Annotated in this window: 23 protein-coding genes; 11 read left to right on the forward strand and 12 right to left on the reverse strand. The window is 72.9% G+C overall.

The window, feature by feature from the left end:
• Window positions 1-185 precede the first annotated feature (185 nt).
• The 5 genes from bioD to AB0J40_RS00025 all read left to right on the forward strand — a co-directional run bounded on the left by bioD (window position 186) and on the right by AB0J40_RS00025 (window position 3,989).
• On the forward strand, window positions 186-911 hold the full coding sequence (gene bioD, locus AB0J40_RS00005) for a dethiobiotin synthase (protein WP_364445499.1): 726 nt from the start codon (window positions 186-188) through the stop codon (window positions 909-911).
• A 72-nt stretch (window positions 912-983) separates the two neighbouring features.
• A complete protein-coding gene (gene bioB / locus AB0J40_RS00010; protein WP_364445501.1) occupies window positions 984-1,997 on the forward strand; it encodes a biotin synthase BioB in 1,014 nt (337 codons plus the stop codon).
• Window positions 1,984-2,190 carry a hypothetical protein gene (locus tag AB0J40_RS00015; RefSeq protein ID WP_364445502.1) on the forward strand — a complete coding sequence of 69 codons (207 nt, stop codon included), beginning with the start codon at window positions 1,984-1,986 and terminating at the stop codon, window positions 2,188-2,190. Before bioB ends, AB0J40_RS00015 begins: the two co-directional genes overlap by 14 nt.
• A gap of 126 nt (window positions 2,191-2,316) precedes the next feature.
• The gene (locus AB0J40_RS00020; RefSeq protein ID WP_364445504.1) at window positions 2,317-2,913 is read left to right on the forward strand and encodes a DUF2567 domain-containing protein; all 597 of its coding nucleotides are present in this window, start codon (window positions 2,317-2,319) and stop codon (window positions 2,911-2,913) included.
• Window positions 2,914-2,960: 47 nt separating this feature from the next.
• The gene (locus AB0J40_RS00025; protein WP_364445506.1) at window positions 2,961-3,989 is read left to right on the forward strand and encodes a M48 family metallopeptidase; all 1,029 of its coding nucleotides are present in this window, start codon (window positions 2,961-2,963) and stop codon (window positions 3,987-3,989) included.
• A gap of 1 nt (window position 3,990) precedes the next feature.
• Here AB0J40_RS00025 and AB0J40_RS00030 read toward each other — a convergent pair whose 3' ends face one another.
• Both AB0J40_RS00030 and AB0J40_RS00035 read right to left on the reverse strand, forming a co-directional pair.
• Window positions 3,991-4,707 carry an LON peptidase substrate-binding domain-containing protein gene (locus tag AB0J40_RS00030; protein WP_364445507.1) on the reverse strand — a complete coding sequence of 239 codons (717 nt, stop codon included), beginning with the start codon at window positions 4,705-4,707 and terminating at the stop codon, window positions 3,991-3,993.
• Window positions 4,708-4,747: 40 nt separating this feature from the next.
• Window positions 4,748-5,380, reverse strand: coding sequence for an NUDIX domain-containing protein (locus AB0J40_RS00035; RefSeq protein ID WP_364445509.1), 633 nt, complete (start codon window positions 5,378-5,380; stop codon window positions 4,748-4,750).
• Between the two features lie 112 nt (window positions 5,381-5,492).
• On the opposite strand from AB0J40_RS00035, the gene nadA reads away from it, so the two are divergent.
• The 4 genes from nadA to AB0J40_RS00055 all read left to right on the forward strand — a co-directional run bounded on the left by nadA (window position 5,493) and on the right by AB0J40_RS00055 (window position 10,267).
• On the forward strand, window positions 5,493-6,503 hold the full coding sequence (nadA, locus tag AB0J40_RS00040; protein WP_364445511.1) for a quinolinate synthase NadA: 1,011 nt from the start codon (window positions 5,493-5,495) through the stop codon (window positions 6,501-6,503).
• Window positions 6,500-8,143: an L-aspartate oxidase gene (locus AB0J40_RS00045; protein ID WP_364445513.1), complete on the forward strand. Its 1,644-nt coding sequence runs from the start codon at window positions 6,500-6,502 to the stop codon at window positions 8,141-8,143. Before nadA ends, AB0J40_RS00045 begins: the two co-directional genes overlap by 4 nt.
• Window positions 8,140-9,033: a carboxylating nicotinate-nucleotide diphosphorylase gene (gene nadC, locus AB0J40_RS00050; RefSeq protein ID WP_364445514.1), complete on the forward strand. Its 894-nt coding sequence runs from the start codon at window positions 8,140-8,142 to the stop codon at window positions 9,031-9,033. The genes AB0J40_RS00045 and nadC overlap by 4 nt, the downstream gene beginning before the upstream one ends.
• A 73-nt stretch (window positions 9,034-9,106) precedes the next feature.
• Window positions 9,107-10,267 (forward strand): S8 family serine peptidase, encoded by a 1,161-nt coding sequence (locus AB0J40_RS00055; RefSeq protein ID WP_364445515.1) that lies wholly within the window; start codon window positions 9,107-9,109, stop codon window positions 10,265-10,267.
• A gap of 314 nt (window positions 10,268-10,581) precedes the next feature.
• Here AB0J40_RS00055 and AB0J40_RS00060 read toward each other — a convergent pair whose 3' ends face one another.
• From AB0J40_RS00060 to AB0J40_RS00085, 6 genes are all read right to left on the reverse strand, one after another.
• Window positions 10,582-10,959, reverse strand: coding sequence for a hypothetical protein (locus AB0J40_RS00060; protein WP_364445517.1), 378 nt, complete (start codon window positions 10,957-10,959; stop codon window positions 10,582-10,584).
• Entirely contained in the window at window positions 10,956-12,296 is a 1,341-nt protein-coding gene (locus tag AB0J40_RS00065; RefSeq protein ID WP_364445519.1) for an alpha/beta hydrolase, read from the reverse strand. The genes AB0J40_RS00060 and AB0J40_RS00065 overlap by 4 nt, the downstream gene beginning before the upstream one ends.
• 25 nt (window positions 12,297-12,321) lie before the next feature.
• Complete coding sequence (locus tag AB0J40_RS00070) at window positions 12,322-13,632, reverse strand: WXG100 family type VII secretion target (protein ID WP_364445521.1); 1,311 nt, start codon at window positions 13,630-13,632, stop codon at window positions 12,322-12,324.
• Window positions 13,629-14,015: a hypothetical protein gene (locus tag AB0J40_RS00075; RefSeq protein ID WP_364445523.1), complete on the reverse strand. Its 387-nt coding sequence runs from the start codon at window positions 14,013-14,015 to the stop codon at window positions 13,629-13,631. The genes AB0J40_RS00070 and AB0J40_RS00075 overlap by 4 nt, the downstream gene beginning before the upstream one ends.
• Window positions 14,016-14,115: 100 nt before the next feature.
• The gene (locus AB0J40_RS00080; RefSeq protein ID WP_003057455.1) at window positions 14,116-14,418 is read right to left on the reverse strand and encodes a hypothetical protein; all 303 of its coding nucleotides are present in this window, start codon (window positions 14,416-14,418) and stop codon (window positions 14,116-14,118) included.
• Window positions 14,419-14,436: 18 nt separating this feature from the next.
• The gene (locus AB0J40_RS00085) at window positions 14,437-14,781 is read right to left on the reverse strand and encodes a WXG100 family type VII secretion target (RefSeq protein WP_152603733.1); all 345 of its coding nucleotides are present in this window, start codon (window positions 14,779-14,781) and stop codon (window positions 14,437-14,439) included.
• A 217-nt stretch (window positions 14,782-14,998) separates the two neighbouring features.
• Here AB0J40_RS00085 and AB0J40_RS00090 point away from each other — a divergent pair, with 217 nt between their 5' ends.
• The gene (locus AB0J40_RS00090; protein WP_364445525.1) at window positions 14,999-15,967 is read left to right on the forward strand and encodes a hypothetical protein; all 969 of its coding nucleotides are present in this window, start codon (window positions 14,999-15,001) and stop codon (window positions 15,965-15,967) included.
• A 31-nt stretch (window positions 15,968-15,998) separates the two neighbouring features.
• Complete coding sequence (locus tag AB0J40_RS00095) at window positions 15,999-17,429, forward strand: AMP-binding protein (protein WP_364445526.1); 1,431 nt, start codon at window positions 15,999-16,001, stop codon at window positions 17,427-17,429.
• A gap of 11 nt (window positions 17,430-17,440) precedes the next feature.
• Here the strand turns inward: AB0J40_RS00095 and AB0J40_RS00100 are convergent, their stop codons facing one another.
• The 4 genes from AB0J40_RS00100 to AB0J40_RS00115 are packed head-to-tail and all read right to left on the reverse strand — an operon-like array spanning window position 17,441 to window position 19,575.
• Window positions 17,441-17,887 carry a hypothetical protein gene (locus tag AB0J40_RS00100; protein ID WP_364445528.1) on the reverse strand — a complete coding sequence of 149 codons (447 nt, stop codon included), beginning with the start codon at window positions 17,885-17,887 and terminating at the stop codon, window positions 17,441-17,443.
• Between the two features lie 8 nt (window positions 17,888-17,895).
• Window positions 17,896-18,381 (reverse strand): aminoglycoside adenylyltransferase, encoded by a 486-nt coding sequence (locus tag AB0J40_RS00105; RefSeq protein ID WP_364445529.1) that lies wholly within the window; start codon window positions 18,379-18,381, stop codon window positions 17,896-17,898.
• Complete coding sequence (locus tag AB0J40_RS00110; RefSeq protein ID WP_364445531.1) at window positions 18,378-18,821, reverse strand: YdeI/OmpD-associated family protein; 444 nt, start codon at window positions 18,819-18,821, stop codon at window positions 18,378-18,380. Before AB0J40_RS00110 ends, AB0J40_RS00105 begins: the two co-directional genes overlap by 4 nt.
• 55 nt (window positions 18,822-18,876) lie before the next feature.
• Window positions 18,877-19,575, reverse strand: a complete 699-nt coding sequence (locus AB0J40_RS00115) for a trypsin-like serine protease (protein ID WP_364445532.1) — start codon at window positions 19,573-19,575, stop codon at window positions 18,877-18,879.
• Window positions 19,576-19,623 lie beyond the last annotated feature (48 nt).

Below are 19,623 nucleotides of genomic sequence, written 5' to 3' on the forward strand. Positions count from 1 at the left end.
CGGGTTGTTGTGCCTACACCACATCTGGGGGGGGGGAGTTTAATTCTTTGTGGGTCGGTTTGTTTTTTTTGTTTGGGGTTAGCTAACCGCCCCGAACACTCACGACCACCGGCACCGGGCGCCCGACCTGCGCTTTCGACGCCCGCGGTGCGCGCCCCCGCCCCGGGTCACTAAGTTGATGGTCCGTGACCATGCTGGTGATGACGGGGACCGGGACCGGGGTCGGCAAGACGATCACCACGGCGGCCATCGCCGCCCTGGCGGTGGCCGGCGGGCAGCGCGTCGCCGTCCTGAAACCCGCCCAGACCGGGGTCCAGCCCGATGAGCCCGGCGATCTCGCCGACGTCCGGCGCCTCGCGGGCCGCGAGGTCACCACCCGGGAGCTGCGGCGCTACCCCGATCCGCTCTCGCCCGAAGCCGCCGCGCGGCGCAGTGGCCTGCCCTCCCTCGATCCCGGGGAGATCGCGCGGGCGGCGTCCGACCTCGACTCCGGGCACGACCTCACGCTGGTCGAAGGCGCCGGCGGCCTGCTCGTGCGCTTCGACAAGGCCGGCTCGAGCCTCGCCGACGTCGCCTGGTCGCTCGGGTCGCTCGTGATCATCGTCGCCGAGGCAGGGCTCGGGACGCTCAACGCCACCGCGCTCACCGCCGAGGTCGCCACCAAGCGGGGCCTGACCGTCGCCGGCGTCATCATCGGCTCGTGGCCCGCCGAACCGGACCTCGCCGCGCTGTCCAACCTCGAAGACCTGCCCGTCGCCGCCGGGGCGCCGCTGCTCGGCGCGCTGCCCGCCGGGCTCGGGGACGCCTCGCCCGAGGAGTTCCTGTCCGCCGCGCGGGCCGGGCTCTCGCCGTGGTTCGGCGGCGAGTTCGACCCCGAGCTGTTCGCCGGGTGCGCTTCCGCCGGGAAGTGACCTGCGTCGCTGTCGTCCCGGGGTGCCTTCGTGCACGATGAGGGACGCTTCCACCACGACCAAGGAGCCGCCGTGACCGCAGTCCCGGACACCGACCTGCTCGCCTACGCGCGCGAGCACGTCCTCGAAAACGGCGTCGGCCTGGGCGAGGCCGAGGTCCTCGAGGTGCTGCGGCTGCCCGACGACCGGCTGCCCGACCTGCTCGCGCTCGCGCACGAGGTCCGGATGCGCTGGTGCGGGCCCGAGGTCGAGGTCGAGGGCATCATCAGCCTCAAGACCGGCGGCTGCCCGGAGGACTGCCACTTCTGCTCCCAGTCCGGCCGCTTCCCGACGCCGGTGCGCTCGGCGTGGCTCGACATCCCCAACCTGGTCAAGGCCGCCCGGCAGACCGCCGAGACCGGCGCGACGGAGTTCTGCATCGTCGCCGCCGTCCGCGGCCCGGACAAGCGGCTGCTCTCGCAGGTCCGCGAAGGCGTCAAGGCCATCCGCGAGGACGGCAACGACATCCAGATCGCCTGCTCCCTCGGCATGCTCACGCAGGAGCAGGTCGACGAGCTCGTCGAAATGGGCGTGCACCGCTACAACCACAACCTCGAGACGGCCCGCTCCCACTTCCCGTCGGTGGTCACGACGCACACGTGGGAAGAGCGCTGGGACACGCTGCGGATGGTCGCCGAGGCGGGCATGGAGGTCTGCTGCGGCGGCATCATCGGCATGGGGGAGACGGTCGAGCAGCGCGCGGAGTTCGCGGTGCAGCTGGCCGAGCTGAGCCCGCACGAGGTGCCGATGAACTTCCTCATCCCGCAGCCGGGGACGCCGTACGAGAACTACGAAATCGTCGAGGGCAAGGACGCGCTGCGGACGGTCGCGGCGTTCCGGCTCGCGATGCCGCGCACGATGCTGCGCTTCGCCGGCGGGCGCGAGCTGACCCTCGGCGACCTGGGCGCGGAGCAGGGCATGCTCGGCGGCATCAACGCGATCATCGTCGGCAACTACCTGACCAACCTGGGTCGGCCGGCTTCCGCGGACCTCGAGATGCTGGACGAGCTCAAGATGCCCATCAAGGCTCTCAGTGACAGCCTCTGACGCTCCCGCCTTCTGTGTCCACTGTGGACAGGAGTCGCCGGGTGGGGCGGACCACCCGGCGTGCCACAACCCCCGGACGGCCCTCGAGCCGCCGCGGTACTGCACGTTCTGCGCCCGGCGGCTGGTGGTGCAGGTGAGCCCGCTCGGCTGGACGGCCCGCTGCAGCCGCCACGGCGAGACCGCGAGCGGCTGACGACGGCGGCCGGGGACGAACCACGCCCGTCGGGGCGACACAGCGTCCGGCTCACCGCGTTCGACCACCGACCGGTTACCCTCGGTGGCGCCGTGTCGCAGCGGCACGTCGCAGGAGGGAGTCCGGGTGAGTGAGTCGTCGGGGCCCGCGCACCGGCCGTCGGCCGTGGCCGGTCCGTGGTCGGTGCCCGTGCTGGTCCGGGAACGGCGGCCGCGCGTGGTCGTCAAGGCCGACCTGCTGCCCGCCGTGAGCGTGCTCGGCACCCTCAGCCTGCTGAGCTTCCCGCTCGCCTTCGCCTGGTCGCGGCTCGCGCCGCCCGAGCGCGTCCGCATCATCTCCGCCGACGGCACCCAGGGGCCCCTCGAGCTGGAGAGCTGGCACCGCTTCGACGACCTCGCCGTCTTCGGCCTGATGACCCTCGGGCTGGGGCTCGTCGTCGGCGTCGTGACCTGGCTGCTGCGCGAACGCCGCGGGCCGGTCGTCCTCGTCGCCGCCGTGCTCGGGGTCGCCCTCGCGTCCGCGCTGGCGATGCTGCTCGGCGTGGGCTGGGCGAACAGCCACTACGCCATCACCAGCGCCCCCGCGCTCGGTTCGGTGATCGAGCTCGCGCCGCGCCTGGAGTCGTGGTGGGTGCTGCTCACCGGGCCGCTCGGGGTGACCATCGCCTACAGCCTGCTCGCCACCTGGAACGGCCGCGACGACCTGGGCCGCCGCCTCGGCTGATGATCTTGTCCTAAGCTGTGCCCCCTCGACCACAGGGGGATCCAGCAGTGACCGAAGACATCGAAGTTTCGCGCCACCACGCCGTCCGCTTCCCGGGCATCAGCCCGCGCGCCTACGAGCACCCCGTGGACCGCGGCGCGCTCGCCACGTTGCGCACCGTGCCCGGGTTCGCGCAGGTCGTCAAGGCCATCTCCGGCTTCTACAGCGAGCGCGGCGAGCGGCTGATGGCGCTGGCCTCGTCGATCCGCGTCGGGCCGAAGCAGTACCCGGAGCTCGACCGCCTGCGCCACGAGTGCGCCGAGACGCTCGACCTGCCGTCGGTGCCGAACCTGTTCGTCTACCAGGATCCGCGCGTCACCGCGGAGACGGTCGGCATGGACGAGCCGTTCATCCGGGTCAGCACCGGGCTCGTCGACCTGATGAGCCACGAGTCGCTGCGGTTCGTGCTCGGGCACGAGATGGGGCACGTGCTGTCCGGCCACGCGGTCTACCGCACGATGATGGTGCGCCTGATCATGCTGCAGATGTCGCTGTCCTGGACGCCGGTGAGCGCGCTCGGCATCCGCGCGGTCATCGCGGCGCTGCGCGAGTGGTTCCGCAAGGCCGAACTGTCGTGCGACCGCGCCGGCCTGCTCTGCGGCCAGGACCCGACGGCGGCGCTGCGCGCCCAGATCCAGATCGCGGGCGGGATCGACCCGGCCCGCATCGACATCCCGTCGTTCCTGCGGCAGGCGAGCGAGTACGAGTCGGTCGAAGACGTCCGCGACAGCTTCCTCAAGCTCAGGTTCGTCGAGACGGAGTCGCACCCGTTCGCGGTGGTCCGCGCGGCCCAGCTGCAGAAGTGGGCGGCCTCCGAGGAGTACCGCGCGATCCTGGCCGGCGACTACCCGCGCCGCGACGACGACGCGCCGACGTCCGACTGGAAGGACGACCTCAAGTCGGCCGCCAAGTCGTACAAGGACTCCTGGAGCTCGTCGACCGACCCGCTGACGAAGGTGTTCAGCGACGTCGGCGAGGCGGTGTCCAGCACGGCCGGCAAGGTGTGGAGCAAGTTCGGCAACGGCTCCGCGGACTGAGTCAGTTCAGGCTGGCCGGGCGGCTGAGGTCGGTGAGCTCGCCCGGCGGCAGCGGCACCGCGCCCAGCGTGTCCAGGAATCCTGTCTCCCGAGTCAGCAGGCGGCACGCGATGCGCAGCCGGCGCAGGGGGTGGCGTTCCTCCAGCAGCCGCTGCCGGTCTTCCAGGGGCAGCAGGCAGTCCGCCGCCAGCCGGTAGGCCAGCTCGGCCAGGTCCGTGTCCGCGTCCGGGGCGTGCCAGTCGTCGCTGCGCCACGCCGTTTCGCAGTAGCGCTGGTGCGCCGCCCGGGCGACGTCGGCCAGGCGCTCGGCCATGTCGCCGGACGGGGACACCGGGTCGTCGTCGACCCACTCGACCGAGGCGATCAGGTACGGCGCCGACACGCAGTCGAGGTCGGTCAGGCGGAAGCGGCGCTGGGCCTGCGTCACGACGTCGAACCGGCCGTCCGGCAGGCGTTTCGCCTCGCGCAGCACCGTGCTGCAGCCGATCTCGTGCAGCTGGTCCAGACCACGTACCTCGCGGGTCAGCGACGAGCGCAGCGCGACCACGCCGAACTCGCGCCCGGGCACGGTTCCGCTGACCAGGTCCGCCGTCAGCTGGCGGTACCGCGGCTCGAAGATGTGCAGCGGCAGCTTGGTCCCCGGGAGCAGAACGGTCTGCAACGGGAACAACGGCAGCAAGGTCGTCGTCGCGTCGCTTTCCGATTCCGGCTCCGTCACGCGTCCACGGTAAGGGGAGAACGCCGCCGCCGCAGGATGGTCACCGGTTCGGCGGCTTGAACACCGCGAACGGATCGGTGATCTGCATGCCCTTGCCGGCGAAGGAGAACAGGGCCGCCGGACGCCCGCCCGCGCGGCCCGGCGGGGCCGTCTGACCAGTGGGAACCAGCAGGCCGCGCCGCGAGAGCACGCGTTGCAGGTTGGTCGCCGAGACGCGGTAGCCCAGCGCCGCCGAATACAGCCCGCGCAACGCCGAAATCGTGAACTGGTCGGGCGCCAGCGCGAACCCGAGGTTGGTGTAGGAGAGCTTCGAGCGCAGCCGGTCGCGGGCGCGCAGCACGATCGCCTCGTGGTCGAACGCCGTGCGCGGCAGCTTCGCGACGTCGTGCCACTCGGTGTCCTCCGGCACCTCCGGGTCGACGTCGGACGGGACCAGCGCCAGGAACGCCGTCGCCACCACGCGCGGGCCGGGCACCCGGTGCGGGTCGCTGAACACCGCGAGCTGCTCGACGTGCTTGAGCTGCCGGACGTCGACCTTCTCCTTGAGCTGGCGCCGGACCGACGTCTCGACGTCCTCGTCGGGCCGCAGCCGCCCGCCCGGCAGCGACCAGCGGCCGAGGTGCGGGTCGAGCGCGCGGCGCCACAGCAGCACCCGCAGTGTGTTCGAGCGCACTTGAAGGACCGCTCCCAAAACCTCGTGGGCGAGGGGGGCCTGGGTGTTAAGATGACTTCGCACGGTTTTCGATTGTAAGGCGAAAACCGGAGACGGGTCCAGGAGGGCCAGCATGACTTCGACGCTCGAACAAGACCTCACCCCCTATGGCGGCGTGGAGGCGAACGCGGCCTGGGCCGAGGAGGTGCGGCGCCTGGCGAAGCAGCGTGACGCGGTCCTGCTCGCGCACAACTACCAGGTGCCGGAGATCCAGGACATCGCCGACCACACCGGCGACTCCCTCGCCCTCAGCCGCATCGCGGCGAGCAGCGACGCGTCCACCATCGTCTTCTGCGGCGTGCACTTCATGGCCGAGACCGCGAAGATCCTCTCGCCCGAGAAGACCGTCCTGATCCCGGACGCGCGGGCCGGCTGCTCGCTCGCCGACTCCATTTCCGGCGCCGAGCTGCGCGCCTGGAAGGCCGAGCACCCGGGCGCGGTGGTCGTCTCCTACGTCAACACCACGGCCGAGGTGAAGGCCGAGACCGACATCTGCTGCACGTCGTCGAACGCGGTCGACGTCGTCGCCTCCATCCCGGCCGACCAGGAGGTTCTCTTCCTGCCGGACCAGTTCCTCGGCGCGCACGTCAAGCGCGTGACCGGCCGGGAGAACATGCACATCTGGGCGGGGGAGTGCCACGTCCACGCCGGCATCAACGGTGCCGAGCTGGCCGAGCGCGCCGCCGAGAACCCGGACGCCGACCTGTTCATCCACCCCGAGTGCGGCTGCGCGACGTCGGCGCTCTACCTGGCGGGCGAGGGCGCGGTGGCGCCGGAGCGGGTCAAGATCCTCTCGACCGGCGACATGGTCCACGAGGCCCGCGACACCCGCGCGAAGTCGGTGCTGGTGGCCACCGAGATCGGCATGATCCACCAGCTCCGCAAGGCCGCGCCGGGCATCGACTTCCGCGCGGTGAACGACCGCGCGTCCTGCCGGTACATGAAGATGATCACCCCCGCTGCCCTGCTCCGGTGCCTGCGCGACGGCCTCGACGAGGTCCACGTCGACGTCGAGACGGCCGCCCGTGCGAGGGCTTCGGTGCAGCGGATGATCGAGATCGGGCAGCCCGGCGGCGGCGAATGACCCCGCCGGTTACTGATTCACAGGCAAAAACCCCGGTCTGGGAAGCGCGTGCGGACCTGGTCGTGGTGGGCTCCGGCGTCGCCGGGCTGACCGCGGCGCTGCGCGCCCAGGCGCTCGGCCTGCACGTCCTGGTGATCACCAAGGCGGCGGTCGAGGACGGCAACACGCGCTGGGCCCAGGGCGGCGTCGCCGTGGTGCTGGAGGACGAGCACGACCTCGACGACTCGGTCGCCAAGCACGCGGAGGACACGTTCACCGCGGGGGCCGGGCTGGTCGACGAGGCGGCCGCCCGGTCGATCCTCGACGGCGGCCCGGCGGCCGTCGCCCGGCTGCGGGCGGAGGGCGCCCGGTTCGACGCCGCGGAAGGCGGCCTGCTCGCGCGGGCCCGCGAGGGCGGGCACAGCGCTTTCCGCGTCATCCACGCGGGCGGCGACGCCACCGGCGCCGAGGTCGAACGGGCTCTCGTCGCCCAGGCCGGGCAGGCGCGGGTGCCGGTGCTGGAGCACCACATCGCCGTCGACGCGCTGCGCACGCCCGGCGGCCGGGTCGCGGGGGTCACCGTGCTCGACTCGACCGGCGTGCCGGGGGTCGTCCGGGCGTCGGCCGTGCTGCTGGCCAGCGGCGGGATCGGGCAGCTCTACCAGGCGACGTCGAACCCGGAGATGGCCACCGGCGACGGGATCGCGCTCGCGCTGCGGGCCGGGGCGGCCGTGGCGGACATCGAGTTCGTCCAGTTCCACCCGACCGTCCTGTACACCCCGGGCGCGCGCGGGCGCCGCCCCCTGGTCACCGAAGCCGTGCGCGGCGAGGGCGCGACACTGGTCGACGCCACCGGCGCGCCGGTCATGGCGGGCGTGCACCCGCTCGGCGACCTGGCGCCCCGCGACGTCGTCTCCGCGGCGATCACGCGCCGGATGGCGACCGCGCCGGGTGGCGTCGACGACCACGTCTTCCTCGACGCGACCGGCATTCCCGGGTTCGCGGCGCGGTTCCCGACGGTGTCCGGGGCGTGCGCGGCACTGGGGCTCGACCCGGCGTCCGATCCGATCCCGGTGGTGCCGGCGGCGCACTTCTCGTGCGGCGGTGTGGTGACCACCGCGGACGGGCGCTCGTCGGTGCCCGGGTTGTACGCCGCGGGCGAGGTCGCGCGGACCGGGCTGCACGGCGCGAACCGGTTGGCGTCCAACAGCTTGCTCGAAGGGCTGGTCGTCGGGCAGCGGGTCGCCGAGGCCGTCGCGGCGGACCTCGCGGCCGGGCTGCTGGCCGATCCGGCGCGGGGCCGGCTGCCGTCGTGGACCACCGCGCCGGCCGCCGAGCGGGACGCGCTGCAGCGCGTGATGAGCCGGTACGCGGCGATCGGCCGCGACGCCGACGGGCTCGCCGCGGCGGGCTCCGTGCTCGATCTGTCCGCTCAGGACAGTCCCTTGTGGACGCACGCGGCGGTGGAGGACGCGGCGCTCACCGTGGTGGCGCAGGCGTTGCTCGCCGCGGCCGTCCGGCGCACCGAGTCGCGCGGCTGCCACGTGCGGTCGGACTTCCCGGCGCTCGACGAAAACTGGCGGCGCAGCCAGCTCATCCGGCTCAGCCCGTCCGGCCAGCCCGTGCTGGCCGACCCGATCCCCTTGGAGGGCGTGGCATGACGTTCCCGATCTCCGAACCGGTCCGGCGCCTGATCGCCGCGTCCGGCCTCGACGTCGACGACGTGACGAGGGTGGTTTCGACGGCGCTCGGCGAGGATCTGCGGTACGGGCCCGACGCGACCACGGAGTCCACAGTGGCCGCCTCCGCGGTCGCGGTGGCCGAGCTGACCCCGCGCGTGGACGGTGTCATCGCCGGGCTGCCGGTGGCGCTCGCGGTGTTCGACATGGTGCTGGGCGACGGCTACGAGGTGCTGGCCGGGCGCGAAGACGGCGAGCGGCTGGTCGCGGGCGAGCCCGCGCTGGTGCTGCGCGGCCCGGTGCGCGGGCTGCTGACCGCCGAGCGGACGGCGCTGAACCTGCTGTGCCACCTCTCCGGCGTCGCGACCGCGACCGCCGCCTGGGTGTCCGAAGTGGACGGTACCGGTTGCGCGATCCGCGACTCCCGCAAGACGTTGCCGGGATTGCGGCTGCTGCAGAAGTACGCCGTCCGGTGCGGCGGCGGGGTCAACCACCGGCTCGGGCTGGGCGACGCGGTGCTGATCAAGGACAACCACGTCGTCGCCGCGGGTTCGGTGACCGCGGCGCTCGACGCGGCTCGCGCGCACGCGCCGGAACTGGCGTGCGAGGTCGAGGTCGACACGCTCGCGCAGCTGGAGGAGGCGCTGGCCGCCGGGGCGGACGAGGTGCTGCTGGACAACTTCACGCCGGAGGAGTGCCGCCGTGCGGTGGCGCGCCGCGACGAGGTTTCGCCGAAGACGCGGCTGGAATCCTCTGGTGGGCTCACCCTCGACCGTGGTAAGGCCTACGCCGAGTCCGGTGTGGACTACCTGTCGGTCGGCGGGCTGACCCATTCGTCACCCGCGTTGGATCTGGGCATGGACCTTCGCTGACGGGCCTTTCCCGGGTAAACTGACGGTGGCGGAAGTCCTTTTCCGCCACCGTCTTTCGTTGCGGGGGGATCGGGTGCGGATACCGGCGGTTCTGGCGGTCGCGGGCCTGCTCACGCTCGGCTCGCCCGTGTCCGCCGTCGCGGCACCCGAGGCGCAGTGCGCGAACCCGTCCGGCACCTACACCGGCGACGTCCCGTGGGGGCAGCGGCTGGTCGACCCGGCGCGGCTGTGGCCGTTGACGCGCGGCGAAGGGCAGCTGGTGGCCGTCATCGGCACCGGCGTCGACGGGCAGAACACGCAGTTCGCGCCCGGGCAGCTCGAAGGCGGCAACGGCACCGAGCGGTCGGACTGCGACGGCCGCGGGACGATCGCGGCCGGGATCGTCGGCGCGCAACCGGATTCTTCGACGACGTTCGCCGGCGTCGCGCCCGGCGCGCACCTGCTGCCGATCCGCTACACGGACGGTTCCGCGCGCGACGGCGGCGACCCGGGCGCGCTGGCCGGCGCGATCGACACGGCTTTGGACCGGCACGCGGGCGTGATCCTGGTGGCGGTGCCCGCGGCGTTCGACAGCCCGGCGTTGTCCGGCGTGGTGGCGCGGGCGCGGTCGGAGGGCGCGGTGGTGGTGTCCGCGGCGGCGGCGTCCCAGCAGGGCGCGCGGTCGTACCCGACGGCGACGTCCGGCGTGCTGTCGGTCGGGTCGGTGAACCCCGCGGGCGACCCGGTGCAGACGGAGGCGGGCGACTACCTGGGCGTCGCCGCGCCGGGAGCGGAGCTGGTCAGCACCTCGGCCGGAGCGGGCGGCGCGGTGGCGCACCGCTGGCCGGTGACGGACCCGGGTCTGGCGGCGGCGTACGTCGCGGGTGTCGCGGCGCTGGTCCGGGCGTATCAGCCGAAGCTGACCGGCGACCAGGTGGTGACGCGGCTGGAGCTGACGGCCCACCGCCCGGCGTCGGGTGGCCACGACCCGCGGCTGGGGTGGGGGGTGCTGGACGCGTACGCGGCGGTGTCGTCGACGTTGCCGGCGGACATCGCGGGTCCGGGTTCGGCGGTGCCGGCGGCCGCGGAGCCGGCGGTGATCCCGGCGGCGGCACCGGTGTCGCACCGCGCGGACGTGCCGGCGGGGACGATCGCGGTGGGGGGAGTGGCGTTGGCGGCGGCCGCGGGGGTGGCCGTGGCGGCGGTGCGACGGGGGCGGAAGCGGGGTTGGCGGCCGTCGCGGTTCACGCCGTAGCGCGGTTCGGCCGGGGCGGGCCGGTGGGCGGCTGCGGTTGAGCCGGGTCGGCGGGCGCGCTGACGGCAGCCGTGGTTCGGCGGGGCTGGCAGCAAGGCAGGCGGCTGCGGTTGGGTCCGGGCGGGAAGCCAGGTCGGCCGCGGTCCCGTGGGCCAAGCGAGCCGACGGGGGCGGAAGCGGAATTGGCGGCCGCCGCGGTTCGCGCCGTAGCGCGGCGGGCGGTTGCGGTTCGGCCGGGCTGGGCGAGTGAGCCGGCGGCGGTTCGGTGCGGCGTAAGCGAATTCGCGGCGGCCCCGGTTCGGCAGGTGGCCGAGTCAGCCCGCCGCGGCAGCCGGGACCGGGCGGGTCGACCCGATGATCGCCACCGCGTGGCTCGCCCGGGCCACGTGCACCGTGAAATCCGCGCCCTCCCGGCTGAACCGCGCGATCAGCTCTCGCGGCGTGCTCCGGTCGTGCGCCTGCCAGCCGCGCTGCTCCAACGTCGGCAGGACCACCTCCGCCAAGCGGCGCTCCGGTTCGCCCGCCTTCTCCAGCCGCACGCCGTACTGCCAGCACAGCAGACTGCCCGGCCGCGTCGGGTCGCAGTCCAGCTCGCCGTTCACGGTGCGGTCCGCCGACGTGCCGAACGCCGAGGCGACGCTGTCGATCACGTCCGTCAGCTCGCCCGCCAAGCGGTCCAGCTCGGAAGTCATCGCAGCACACCTCCGTCGTTCAGGAACTCCACGCCGTGTTCGAGGATGCCATCCGGCCGGAACGTGCCGTCGAGGGACACCGGCCCGGCCGTCAGCACCCGGTACATGTTCGTCCACGACTCAGACCCCGGCTTCAGCACGTCACTGTGCGAAGACAAGCCCCACAACTGCGAACCGTCAGCGGACCGCCCGGTCTCCAGCTCCGTCACCCCCGGGAACGTGTCCGGGTCCGCGCCGTGGCCGATGCCGGTCCACTCCAGGCCCCACGCGTTGCCCTGGGCGATCTCGATCGGGTCGAGCGGCGCCGTCATCGAATACCGCTGGACGCCCGCCTGGCTCGCCGGCAGGTCCGACGGCGACCACACGCCGTGGCCCATGCCCGCCGACTCGACGTGCAGCACGCGGTCGACGTCCAGGCCGTGGGTCTCGGCCAGCCCGACCGTCGCGCCGCCGTAGCTGTGGCCGATCGCCGTCAGCGTGACGTCGGAGCCCGCGTGGCTCGCGATCTCGCCGCGCAGGTCGTCGGTGAAGGTCTTCAGGTCCGGCGCCATCGCTTCCGCGTAGCTCGCGTCCGGCCCCTGCACCACCGGGTTCTGCGGGAACACCCCGTCCGCCCAGACGACCATCGCCGTGCGGCCGGTCGGGTCCGCGGCCACCAGGCTGCGCCCGAGACCGGCGTAGGCGTCGAAGTTGGACATCTGCGTGTTGACGCCGGGGACGAACAACCCGACGTTCCGCGTCCCCGGCTCGATGTGCCCGACCAGCTCGGCGATCCGGCCGTTGCCCGCCGGGTCGAACTTCAGGACCTGCCGGTGGTTCGCGAGGATGTCTTCGTACAGCGAAATCCGCGCCTGCGACCGCTTGATCTCGTCGGCGTCGGTGAGCGACGCCAGCCGGGACCGTTCGGCGGTCAGCGCGTCGGCGACCTTCGCGCGGTTGGCGGCGATCGCCCGCGCCCACGCGCCGGTGTCGGCCGAACCACCGATGCCCGCCGGGTTTCCGGCGGCAGGCAAGGGATCTTCGGGCAACAGGGCCCGGTACATCGCGGCGATCTGCGCGTCGGTGCGGCGGTAGCCCGCGGCGGACGCGGTCAGTCCGCTTTGGATGGTCCGGAGCCGGGACACGCTCGACTCGAGCTTCGAACCCAGCTCCGTCATGGTCTTTTCGAACGTCTTGGCCGCGGCCGCGGATTCGCTGACCTGACCGAAGGCGGCGGCCGGGACCTTCTCGCCCGCGACCGCCTGTTGCGCCGTGCCCACGGCATCGGCACGGGAACCGAACTCGCCGGCCACGGTGTCGAGGCGGGCCGGGGCGACGCGATAGCCGGCAGCCGTCACGGCCCGCCTCCGTTTCGTCGAGTGGTCAGTACGCTTCCGGCTCTTCGCCGATGACCGGCGGCGCGACCGGGGCCGACTGGCCCCAGACGTTCTCCGTCTCCACCAGCCACGCGGGGATCCGGCGTCCGGAGCCCATGTCACCACCGCCGCCCATGCCCATCGGCATCATGGGCATCATCGGCATCGCGCCCTTGGCCGCCGACGCCGCCGCGGCTCCGGCCGCGCCGCCCGCCAGGCCGGACAGCGCGTTGCCCGCGCCGCCGTCGCCGGCCAGGCCGGAGTGCGCCGCCGGGCCGTCGCCACCGCCGCCGATGGCCGCGCCGCCGGGGATGCCGCCGGCGCCGCCCAGCGAAGGCGCGTCACCGCCGCCGATCGGGATGCCGCCGCCGGCGCCGCCTTCGACGCCCGCCCCGCCGCCGCCGAGCTTCGTGCCGGGCGGTTCTTCCTTGCTGTCCTTGGGATCCTTGCCGGTGGCCCACGACGGCACCTTCGGCATGATCGAGCCGAACCGGCCGAACGCGGCGGCCGAGGCCGCGGCGAGCCCGGCGGTGAACATGTCGCCGAACAGCGGGTTCGACGTCGGCACGGACGTCCCGGGCTGCTGCGGAGTCCCGGTCGAGGGCAGCGGGTGCCCGTCGGTCGGGGTGACGACGACGCCGGGATCGGTGACGCCGTTGCCGACCAGCCCGGGCGAGCCCGCGCCGCCGGCCCCGCCGCCGGTGGGGAGGGTGGTCGGCGTCTGCACGGCGTTCGGCGACGCCGGGATCGACTCCTCGGCCACGGTGTACTCGCCGGCCAGCTCGGTCATCACCGCGACCGCTTTGGCCTGCGCGTTGCCCGCGGCGGTCGCGGCGGACTGCTGCGCCTCGACGTTCGCGATGGCCTGCTGGCGCTGCTGCGCCGCGGCCTGGACGACGGCGGGCGAGGCGTCCGGCGGCAGCAGCGGCGGGTTGACCGCGAGCGCGACGTCGGCGGGGGAGACGTCCGGCACCGCGACCGGCGGCGGCATCTCCTTCTTGGCCTTCACCAGCGCGTCGGCGGCGTCGTCGAGCATCACGTTCATCGCCTCGGCCGTCTGCGCCACCTTGGAGATGCCGTTCGCGAGGTCGACGATCATGTGCTGGTACTGCTCGGCCGCGCCACCGGTCCACTGGTCCTTGAACTCGGTCAGCTCCGCGTTGAGGTTGTGGGCCTGCTCGTGCAGGTGCAGCGCGGCGGACTTCCACTTGTCGGCGGCGTGCCGCGCGCTGTTCGGGTCACCGGCCTGGAGCATCGCGTAGAGCTGCTGGTGGCTGTACGCGGCGAAGTTCGTGTGCGCGGTGTTGTGCTTCGTCATCCCTTGCGGCTCCCGTCCGAGTCACCGAGGCCCAGCAGGCCCAGCACGGGGTCGAGCAGGTTCGTGACCGCGCCCGAGTGGTGGAGGTCGCCGGCCACCTCCTGGTCGGCATTCTGGTAGCCGTCGGCGACCGTGGTGGTGACGTCCTGGGCGAACCCGATCGCGCTGCGGACCTGGTCGAGCAGGCCCTGCATCTCCGACACGGCCGCGCGGTGGGCGTCGGCGAGCGACCCGGCTTCGCCGAACTCGCCGAACAGCAGCGGCTCAGCGCCGAGGGTGAGCAGGAAGTCGTTCGGTTTCGACATCGCGTGGATCTGGGTTTCCAGCTCCCGCACGAAGTCCTTCAGCGATTCCAGGTGGACGTAGTACGACTGGTCTGGCATCGGTCCCGGCTCTCTGGCGCGACGGCTGACATGGGGAAAGCCGGTCGGCCGGTGCGAGCGGGGGGTTTCCCGCACCGGCCGACCGACGTCTGGGCGCGGTTCAGCCCGCGAACAGCCCCTGGTTGCGGTTCTCCAGCGACTGCTGGAGGTCGTGGGCCTCGCCGACCTTGCCGCCGAACTGCGCGATGATGGCGACGATGTCCGCGGTGGCCTGGCGGAGCCGGGTCTCGGCCTGGCGGGCCGCGTCACCGGCGGAGCTGCCGGAGGCGTACCAGGTCGCGGTGATCGGCTGCAGGTTCTGGTGCAGCTGCTCCAGCTGCGAGGTGAGCGCCTTGGCCTTGGCGGCCAGGGATGCCGAGCTGTGCTGCAGCGCGGCGAAGTTGATTTCGACGACGTCGGCCATGGTGGGCGTCCTCTCGGGTCAGGGGTTGAGGCGGGGGAGCACGCCCGAGCCCTCGAGGGTGTTGCCGACCCCCTGGAAGCTCTGGTGGACGTCGGCGTCGCCGCGGCCGTAGTTCGCGTGGCTGGTGTGGACGAGCTGCGACATGGTGTCGAGCTCCTTCACCGCCGCGCTCATCTTCTCCTGGAGCCGCCGCTGGAGGTCCCAGAACGCCACGGCCTGGTCACCCTTGTAGTTGCGCAGCGCCTCGGTCAGCTCGGACTCCAAGCTGGCCATCGTGGACTTGGCGTTCGTCGCGGTTTCCTCGAAACCCTGGACGGCGCGCGTCATGGCAGCGGAATCTGCCTGGAATCCCGGACTGGACATCGACGGGCCACCTCCTTCCTGAAGCGGTAATCCCCTGGCGCGGTGGTCCGCGCGGTGTGAAAGTCACGCTAGAAAAGAGGCCTGTGTGGTCAAACGGCACAACTGCCGGTCGTAGTGACGGCACTATTACCCACAGGGGACCGGTAGGGGCCGCCCCACCCCCGGACGGGGGCGTGCTCCAGTGCCCGCGGCGGCCGCCCCGGCCAGGCTGTATGCCATGGCAGACAAGGGAAATCCGCTGGTCACGCTTCGGTCGTGGCACCGCCCGCTGGTGGTGCTCGCCGGGGTGATGGGGGTGCTGTGCGCGGCGTCGCTGCTCGGCCTGCTCTTCGATGATCGCACGCTCGTCAACGCACCGATCTGGCTCAAGCCGCTCAAGTTCTCGATTTCGGTCGGCACCTACGCGCTGACGCTGGCCTGGCTGCTGACCCACGTGCGCCGCGGCCGGCGCGCCGGCTGGTGGTTCGGCACGGTGTTCGCCGCCGGCATCGGCGTCGACGTCGCGCTGATCGTCGTGCAGATGATCTTCCGGGACCGCACGCTCCACTTCAACAAGGCGACACCGGCCGACGTGATGATCAACAACGTCGTCGCCGGCGGGGCGTACGCGGCGTGGCTGATGACCGCCGCGGTCGTCGTCCTGCTGCTCTTCCAGCGCCTGCCGGACCGCGCGCTGACCTCCGCGCTGCGCTGGGGAACCGGCCTGGCGCTGGCCGGGATGGGGGTCGCGATGCTGATGTTCGCCCCGTCGCCGGCGCAGCAGGCGGTGCTCGACGCGGGCGGCAGGCCCGCGACGTTCGGCGCGCACTCCGTCGGCGTCGAGGACGGCGGCCCCGGGCTGCCGGTGCTGGGCTGGAGCACGGTCGGCGGGGACATGCGCATCCCGCACTTCGTCGGCATCCACGGCCTGCAGGTGCTGCCGCTGGTCGCGTTCGGGCTCCTGCTGCTCGCCCGGCGGAACCCGGCGCTCGGCTCCGACGTCGTCCGCCGCCGGCTGGTGCGGATCGCGGGCGCGGGCTACGCCGGGCTGCTGGTGCTGCTCACCTGGCAGGCCCAGCGCGGCCAGTCGATCGTGCACCCCGACTTCCCGACGCTCACCGCCGCCGCGGTCCTGGCGGGCGCCGTCGCGGTGGCGGCGGCCGTGGCCCTGCGGCCTTCTGCCGAAATTCTGAGATCCGCCCGGTAGACCGGGGACCCCCGGGCGAAAGGCGGTCGAGATGGTCCACCCGCAGGCACTGCTGGACGAGCTGGGGCGCGCCCCGGGCGTTCCCGCGTTCGAACACGGCTCGCGCGGCACGTCGCGCGGCGAGCTGCGGGAGCTGGTCGGCCGGTTCACCGCGGGCCTGCGGGCGGCCGGGCTGGGGCCCGGTGACGGCGTCGGCATCGCCACCGCCGTCACGGCGGAAGGGTTCGCCGCGATCGTCGCCGCGCACGTGCTGGGCTGCCGGGTCGTCGGGATCCGGCCCGGCCTGCCCGTCCCGCAGCTGCGGCACGTCGTCGGCGACGTCGACGCGTTGGTCGTCGACGCCGCGTCCGAGTCGCCGGAGCTGCTGGGCACCGTCGCCGGCGTGCCGATCCTGCGCGTCGGGCCCGAACTGCTGGCCGCGTACGAAGAACCGGTGCCGCGGGGGCGGCCCGACGACGTCGCGACGGTCGTGTTCACCAGCGGCAGCACCGGCGTGCCGAAGGGCGTCGCCTACAGCTACCGCGCGCTGACCGAGGGCCGGGTGTGGCGGCCGCCGGTGCCCGGCTCGAACCACGAACGGCTCGGTGCCGGGTTCGGCCGGTACCTGCTGTTCGGCACGCTCACCAGCGCGGTGATGCTCGAACAGCTGGGCGTGTGCCTGATGGCGGGCGGCACCGCGGTGGTCCCCGAAGAGCTGCCGGACTTCCCGTGGGTGCTGCCGCGGCTGCGGATCACCGCGGCGCTGATGACCGTGCCGCGGCTGCACCAGGTGCTCGACGTCCTGCGCGCCGAGGACGTCGACCTGAGCTCGCTGCGGGTGCTGATCGTGGCGGGCTCGCCGGTGCCGCCGCACCGGCTGGCCGAGGCGGCCGAGCGGATCGGGCCCGCGATGCACCACGCGTACGGGCAGACCGAGACCGGGATGCTGACGATCTGCCGGGCCGACGAAGGGCCCGGGTCGGTCGGAAAGGCTTGCGACACGGTGGAGATCGAGAGCCGCGGCGGCGAGATCTGGGTGCGCACGCCGTCGGCCTTCGCCGGCTACTGGCGTGATCCCGCGACGACGGCGGAGGTGCTGCGGGACGGCTGGGTGCGCACCCAGGACCTCGGGTTCCTGGACGAGGCCGGGTACCTGCACCTGTCCGGGCGCGCCCGCGACGTCGTGATCGTCAACGCGGTCATCCACTACACCGGCCCGATCGAGCGGGCGATCGCCGCGCACCCCGACGTCGACCAGGCCTACGTCGTGGCGGTGCCGGACCCGGTGACGGGCGAGGCGGCGCACGCGTTCGTGGTGCCGGTCCCGGGCCGCGAGCCGGACCTCGGCGCGGTGCGCAAGGCGGTGGCGGCGGAGCTGGGGGAGGCGGCGGTGCCGGCGCGGTTCAGCTTCGTGGGCGCGGTTCCCGTTGCCCCGTCGGGGAAACCGGACAAGGCCGCGTTGCGACGGTCTGTCGTGGACTAGAAGTGCCCGGGTCAGGTCCGCTTGCGGCGTGCGATCTCGTCGGAGAGCTGCTGCACCCTTGCGGGGTCCACGTCCCGGGCAAGGGCGACGTAGTGGTCCATGACGGCCGGCCGGTAGCGCACGGGCAACGTCTGTCCTGGCGCGAGCCGGGTGAGCTCGGTGATCGTCAGGTCTTCGTCCGCGATACCGCGGAACGAGGTGCCGTCGGCGGTCTCCACGTCGAACATCAGGATCACGCGGGGATTGCTGTTGACCTCCCGCCAGTCGACGAGAACGCCGAGCGCGAGCGTCCCCGTGCGCAGTTCCGCGGTGCGCTTCCGTGCGTCACCGCTCAGGAGCGGGTTCGGGGCGACGCCCGGGAAGCCGGGCCCGACGCCCAGCGATTCCCGGCTCAGGTCGGGCCTGAGCTGCGCCGTCAGATCGTTCAGATCGTTGAGCTTCTTCTTCCAACCGAACACCTTGCCTCCTAGAAGTGGGTTTCGACCTTGAAGGCTTCGCGGAGGTGGCGCATGTCCGCGAGGTCGTGCGGCCGCGGCTCGTAACCCTGGTGGAAGAAGACCTGCTGCGCCACCGAAACGCACGGTACCGGGACGCCGAGGATCCGTCCGGTGACGAAGCAGTCGGCGGGGTAGGGGAACGTCGCGCCGCGGTCGTCGGCGGCCTGGACGGCGGACCCGTCCTCGGCGAAGACGAGCGGGTGCAGGTCGAGTTCGCCGTCGCCGTCGGAGAGGACGAACCGGACCGGGCGCAGGTCGAGCGTCTCGCGGTAGCGCAGGGCGGCCAGTGCCGCCAGGACGGCGTCTTCCTGGTCCCGGCGGTGGAGCAGGTCGAGGTCGCGGTGCTCTCGCGTCCGGTGGCCGAGGAGGGCGTCGATGCCCCAGCCGCCCGCCAGCCACACGTCCGACGGGCGCACGGCGTCGAGGACGCGCAGGACCGTGGCGGCGTCGATCACTTGCCGGCACGCAGGTCGGTGATCACCTTGGCGACGCGCCGCTGCCGGGTCTCGGCCGTCTTGGCCTGGCCGATCGGCAGCACGAACCGCTGCTTCGCGCTGTAGGACAGGCTTTCGAACCGGGCGCGCGCGGTGTCGTCGGCGGAAAGCGCTTCCGCCAGGTCCGCGGGGATCTCCAGCTCGCGCGGGGCGGTGTCCAGCGCGATCTCGACGTCGACCTCGTCCCCGGCGGCCACACCGGCTTTCTCGCGGTTCTCCGCGCTCAGCGGGATTAGGTACTGCCCGCCGCGGCTGGCGACCGTCGTCCGGTAGGTGTGCCCGCCGAGCGTCACGGTGACCGCGGGCTTCTTGCCGGCGCCGAGCGCTTCGACGACGGCGTCGGGCACCGGCAGCCCGGTCGCCGTCTTGCCGCCGAGCAGGACCTGCGTGCGGAACTCCATGCCCGCGAGTATGCCGCGTGCCGGCCGCCCGGGCGGGGAGGCCGGCACGGGTGGGTCAGACGCCGGCGGTCTGCTGGATCCAGCTGCGGCTCGACGCGATGCTGGCGTAGTTCTGCGTGCCCTGGGTGTTCGAACCGGAGTTGTTGCCGGTGGAGCACACCCCGACCTGGACGCCGTTGTAGAGCTGCGGGCCGCCCGAGTCGCCGTGCCACGCCGAGCCGTTGATGCCCTGGCTGGCGATGGCCGTGCCGCCGAAGGCGTCCGAGCTGAGGCCCGTCACGCGGACGTTGGCGGTCTTGAGGGTGCTCGACGGCGGGCTGCTGCCCTGGGTGCGGCCCCAGCCGTAGATCTGGTTGGTCGACCCGGTGGGCGGGTTCCCGGTGCCGAGCTTCATGTACGTCGTGTTCACCGCCGTCGTCAGGTGCAGCAGCGCGATGTCGCCGTTGGGCGAGGCCTTCTGCTGGTCGACGTTCGCGTTCGTGCCCTGCTGGAGCGTCACGTTGCCGACCTTGACGTGCATGCCCGGCGAGTTCAGGCAGTGCCGGGCGGTGAGCACCCACTGCGGGGCGATGATCGTCCCCGAGCACTCGAAGCCGCCGTAGGTGGTGACGTTGTTCCAGTAGATCTGGGCGCCCCACGGCGCGGAGGAGACGGTGGTCCCGCCGATGATGTCCTGCTGGGCGTCCGCAACCCCTGCGGAGACCAGGCTCAGCGCCGCGGCGGCGGCACCCACCGCGGCAACAGCCCTCGACATTCGCATGAAAATGCCCTTCGCCAAGGTGATCCGGATGTCGGCCCCGAA

It is taken from the genome of Amycolatopsis sp. NPDC049691 (assembly GCF_040675005.1).
Classification (GTDB): domain Bacteria; phylum Actinomycetota; class Actinomycetes; order Mycobacteriales; family Pseudonocardiaceae; genus Amycolatopsis.

Coding starts and splice junctions, on each gene's coding strand:
- nadA (WP_364445511.1), top strand. CDS start 5,493: ATGACTTCGACGCTCGAACAAGACCTCACCCCCTATGGCGGCGTGGAG.
- AB0J40_RS00045 (WP_364445513.1), top strand. CDS start 6,500: ATGACCCCGCCGGTTACTGATTCACAGGCAAAAACCCCGGTCTGGGAA.
- nadC (WP_364445514.1), top strand. CDS start 8,140: ATGACGTTCCCGATCTCCGAACCGGTCCGGCGCCTGATCGCCGCGTCC.
- AB0J40_RS00060 (WP_364445517.1), bottom strand. CDS start 10,959: ATGACTTCCGAGCTGGACCGCTTGGCGGGCGAGCTGACGGACGTGATC.
- AB0J40_RS00070 (WP_364445521.1), bottom strand. CDS start 13,632: ATGACGAAGCACAACACCGCGCACACGAACTTCGCCGCGTACAGCCAC.
- AB0J40_RS00075 (WP_364445523.1), bottom strand. CDS start 14,015: ATGCCAGACCAGTCGTACTACGTCCACCTGGAATCGCTGAAGGACTTC.
- AB0J40_RS00080 (WP_003057455.1), bottom strand. CDS start 14,418: ATGGCCGACGTCGTCGAAATCAACTTCGCCGCGCTGCAGCACAGCTCG.
- AB0J40_RS00085 (WP_152603733.1), bottom strand. CDS start 14,781: ATGTCCAGTCCGGGATTCCAGGCAGATTCCGCTGCCATGACGCGCGCC.
- AB0J40_RS00090 (WP_364445525.1), top strand. CDS start 14,999: ATGGCAGACAAGGGAAATCCGCTGGTCACGCTTCGGTCGTGGCACCGC.
- AB0J40_RS00095 (WP_364445526.1), top strand. CDS start 15,999: ATGGTCCACCCGCAGGCACTGCTGGACGAGCTGGGGCGCGCCCCGGGC.
- AB0J40_RS00110 (WP_364445531.1), bottom strand. CDS start 18,821: ATGGAGTTCCGCACGCAGGTCCTGCTCGGCGGCAAGACGGCGACCGGG.
- AB0J40_RS00115 (WP_364445532.1), bottom strand. CDS start 19,575: ATGTCGAGGGCTGTTGCCGCGGTGGGTGCCGCCGCCGCGGCGCTGAGC.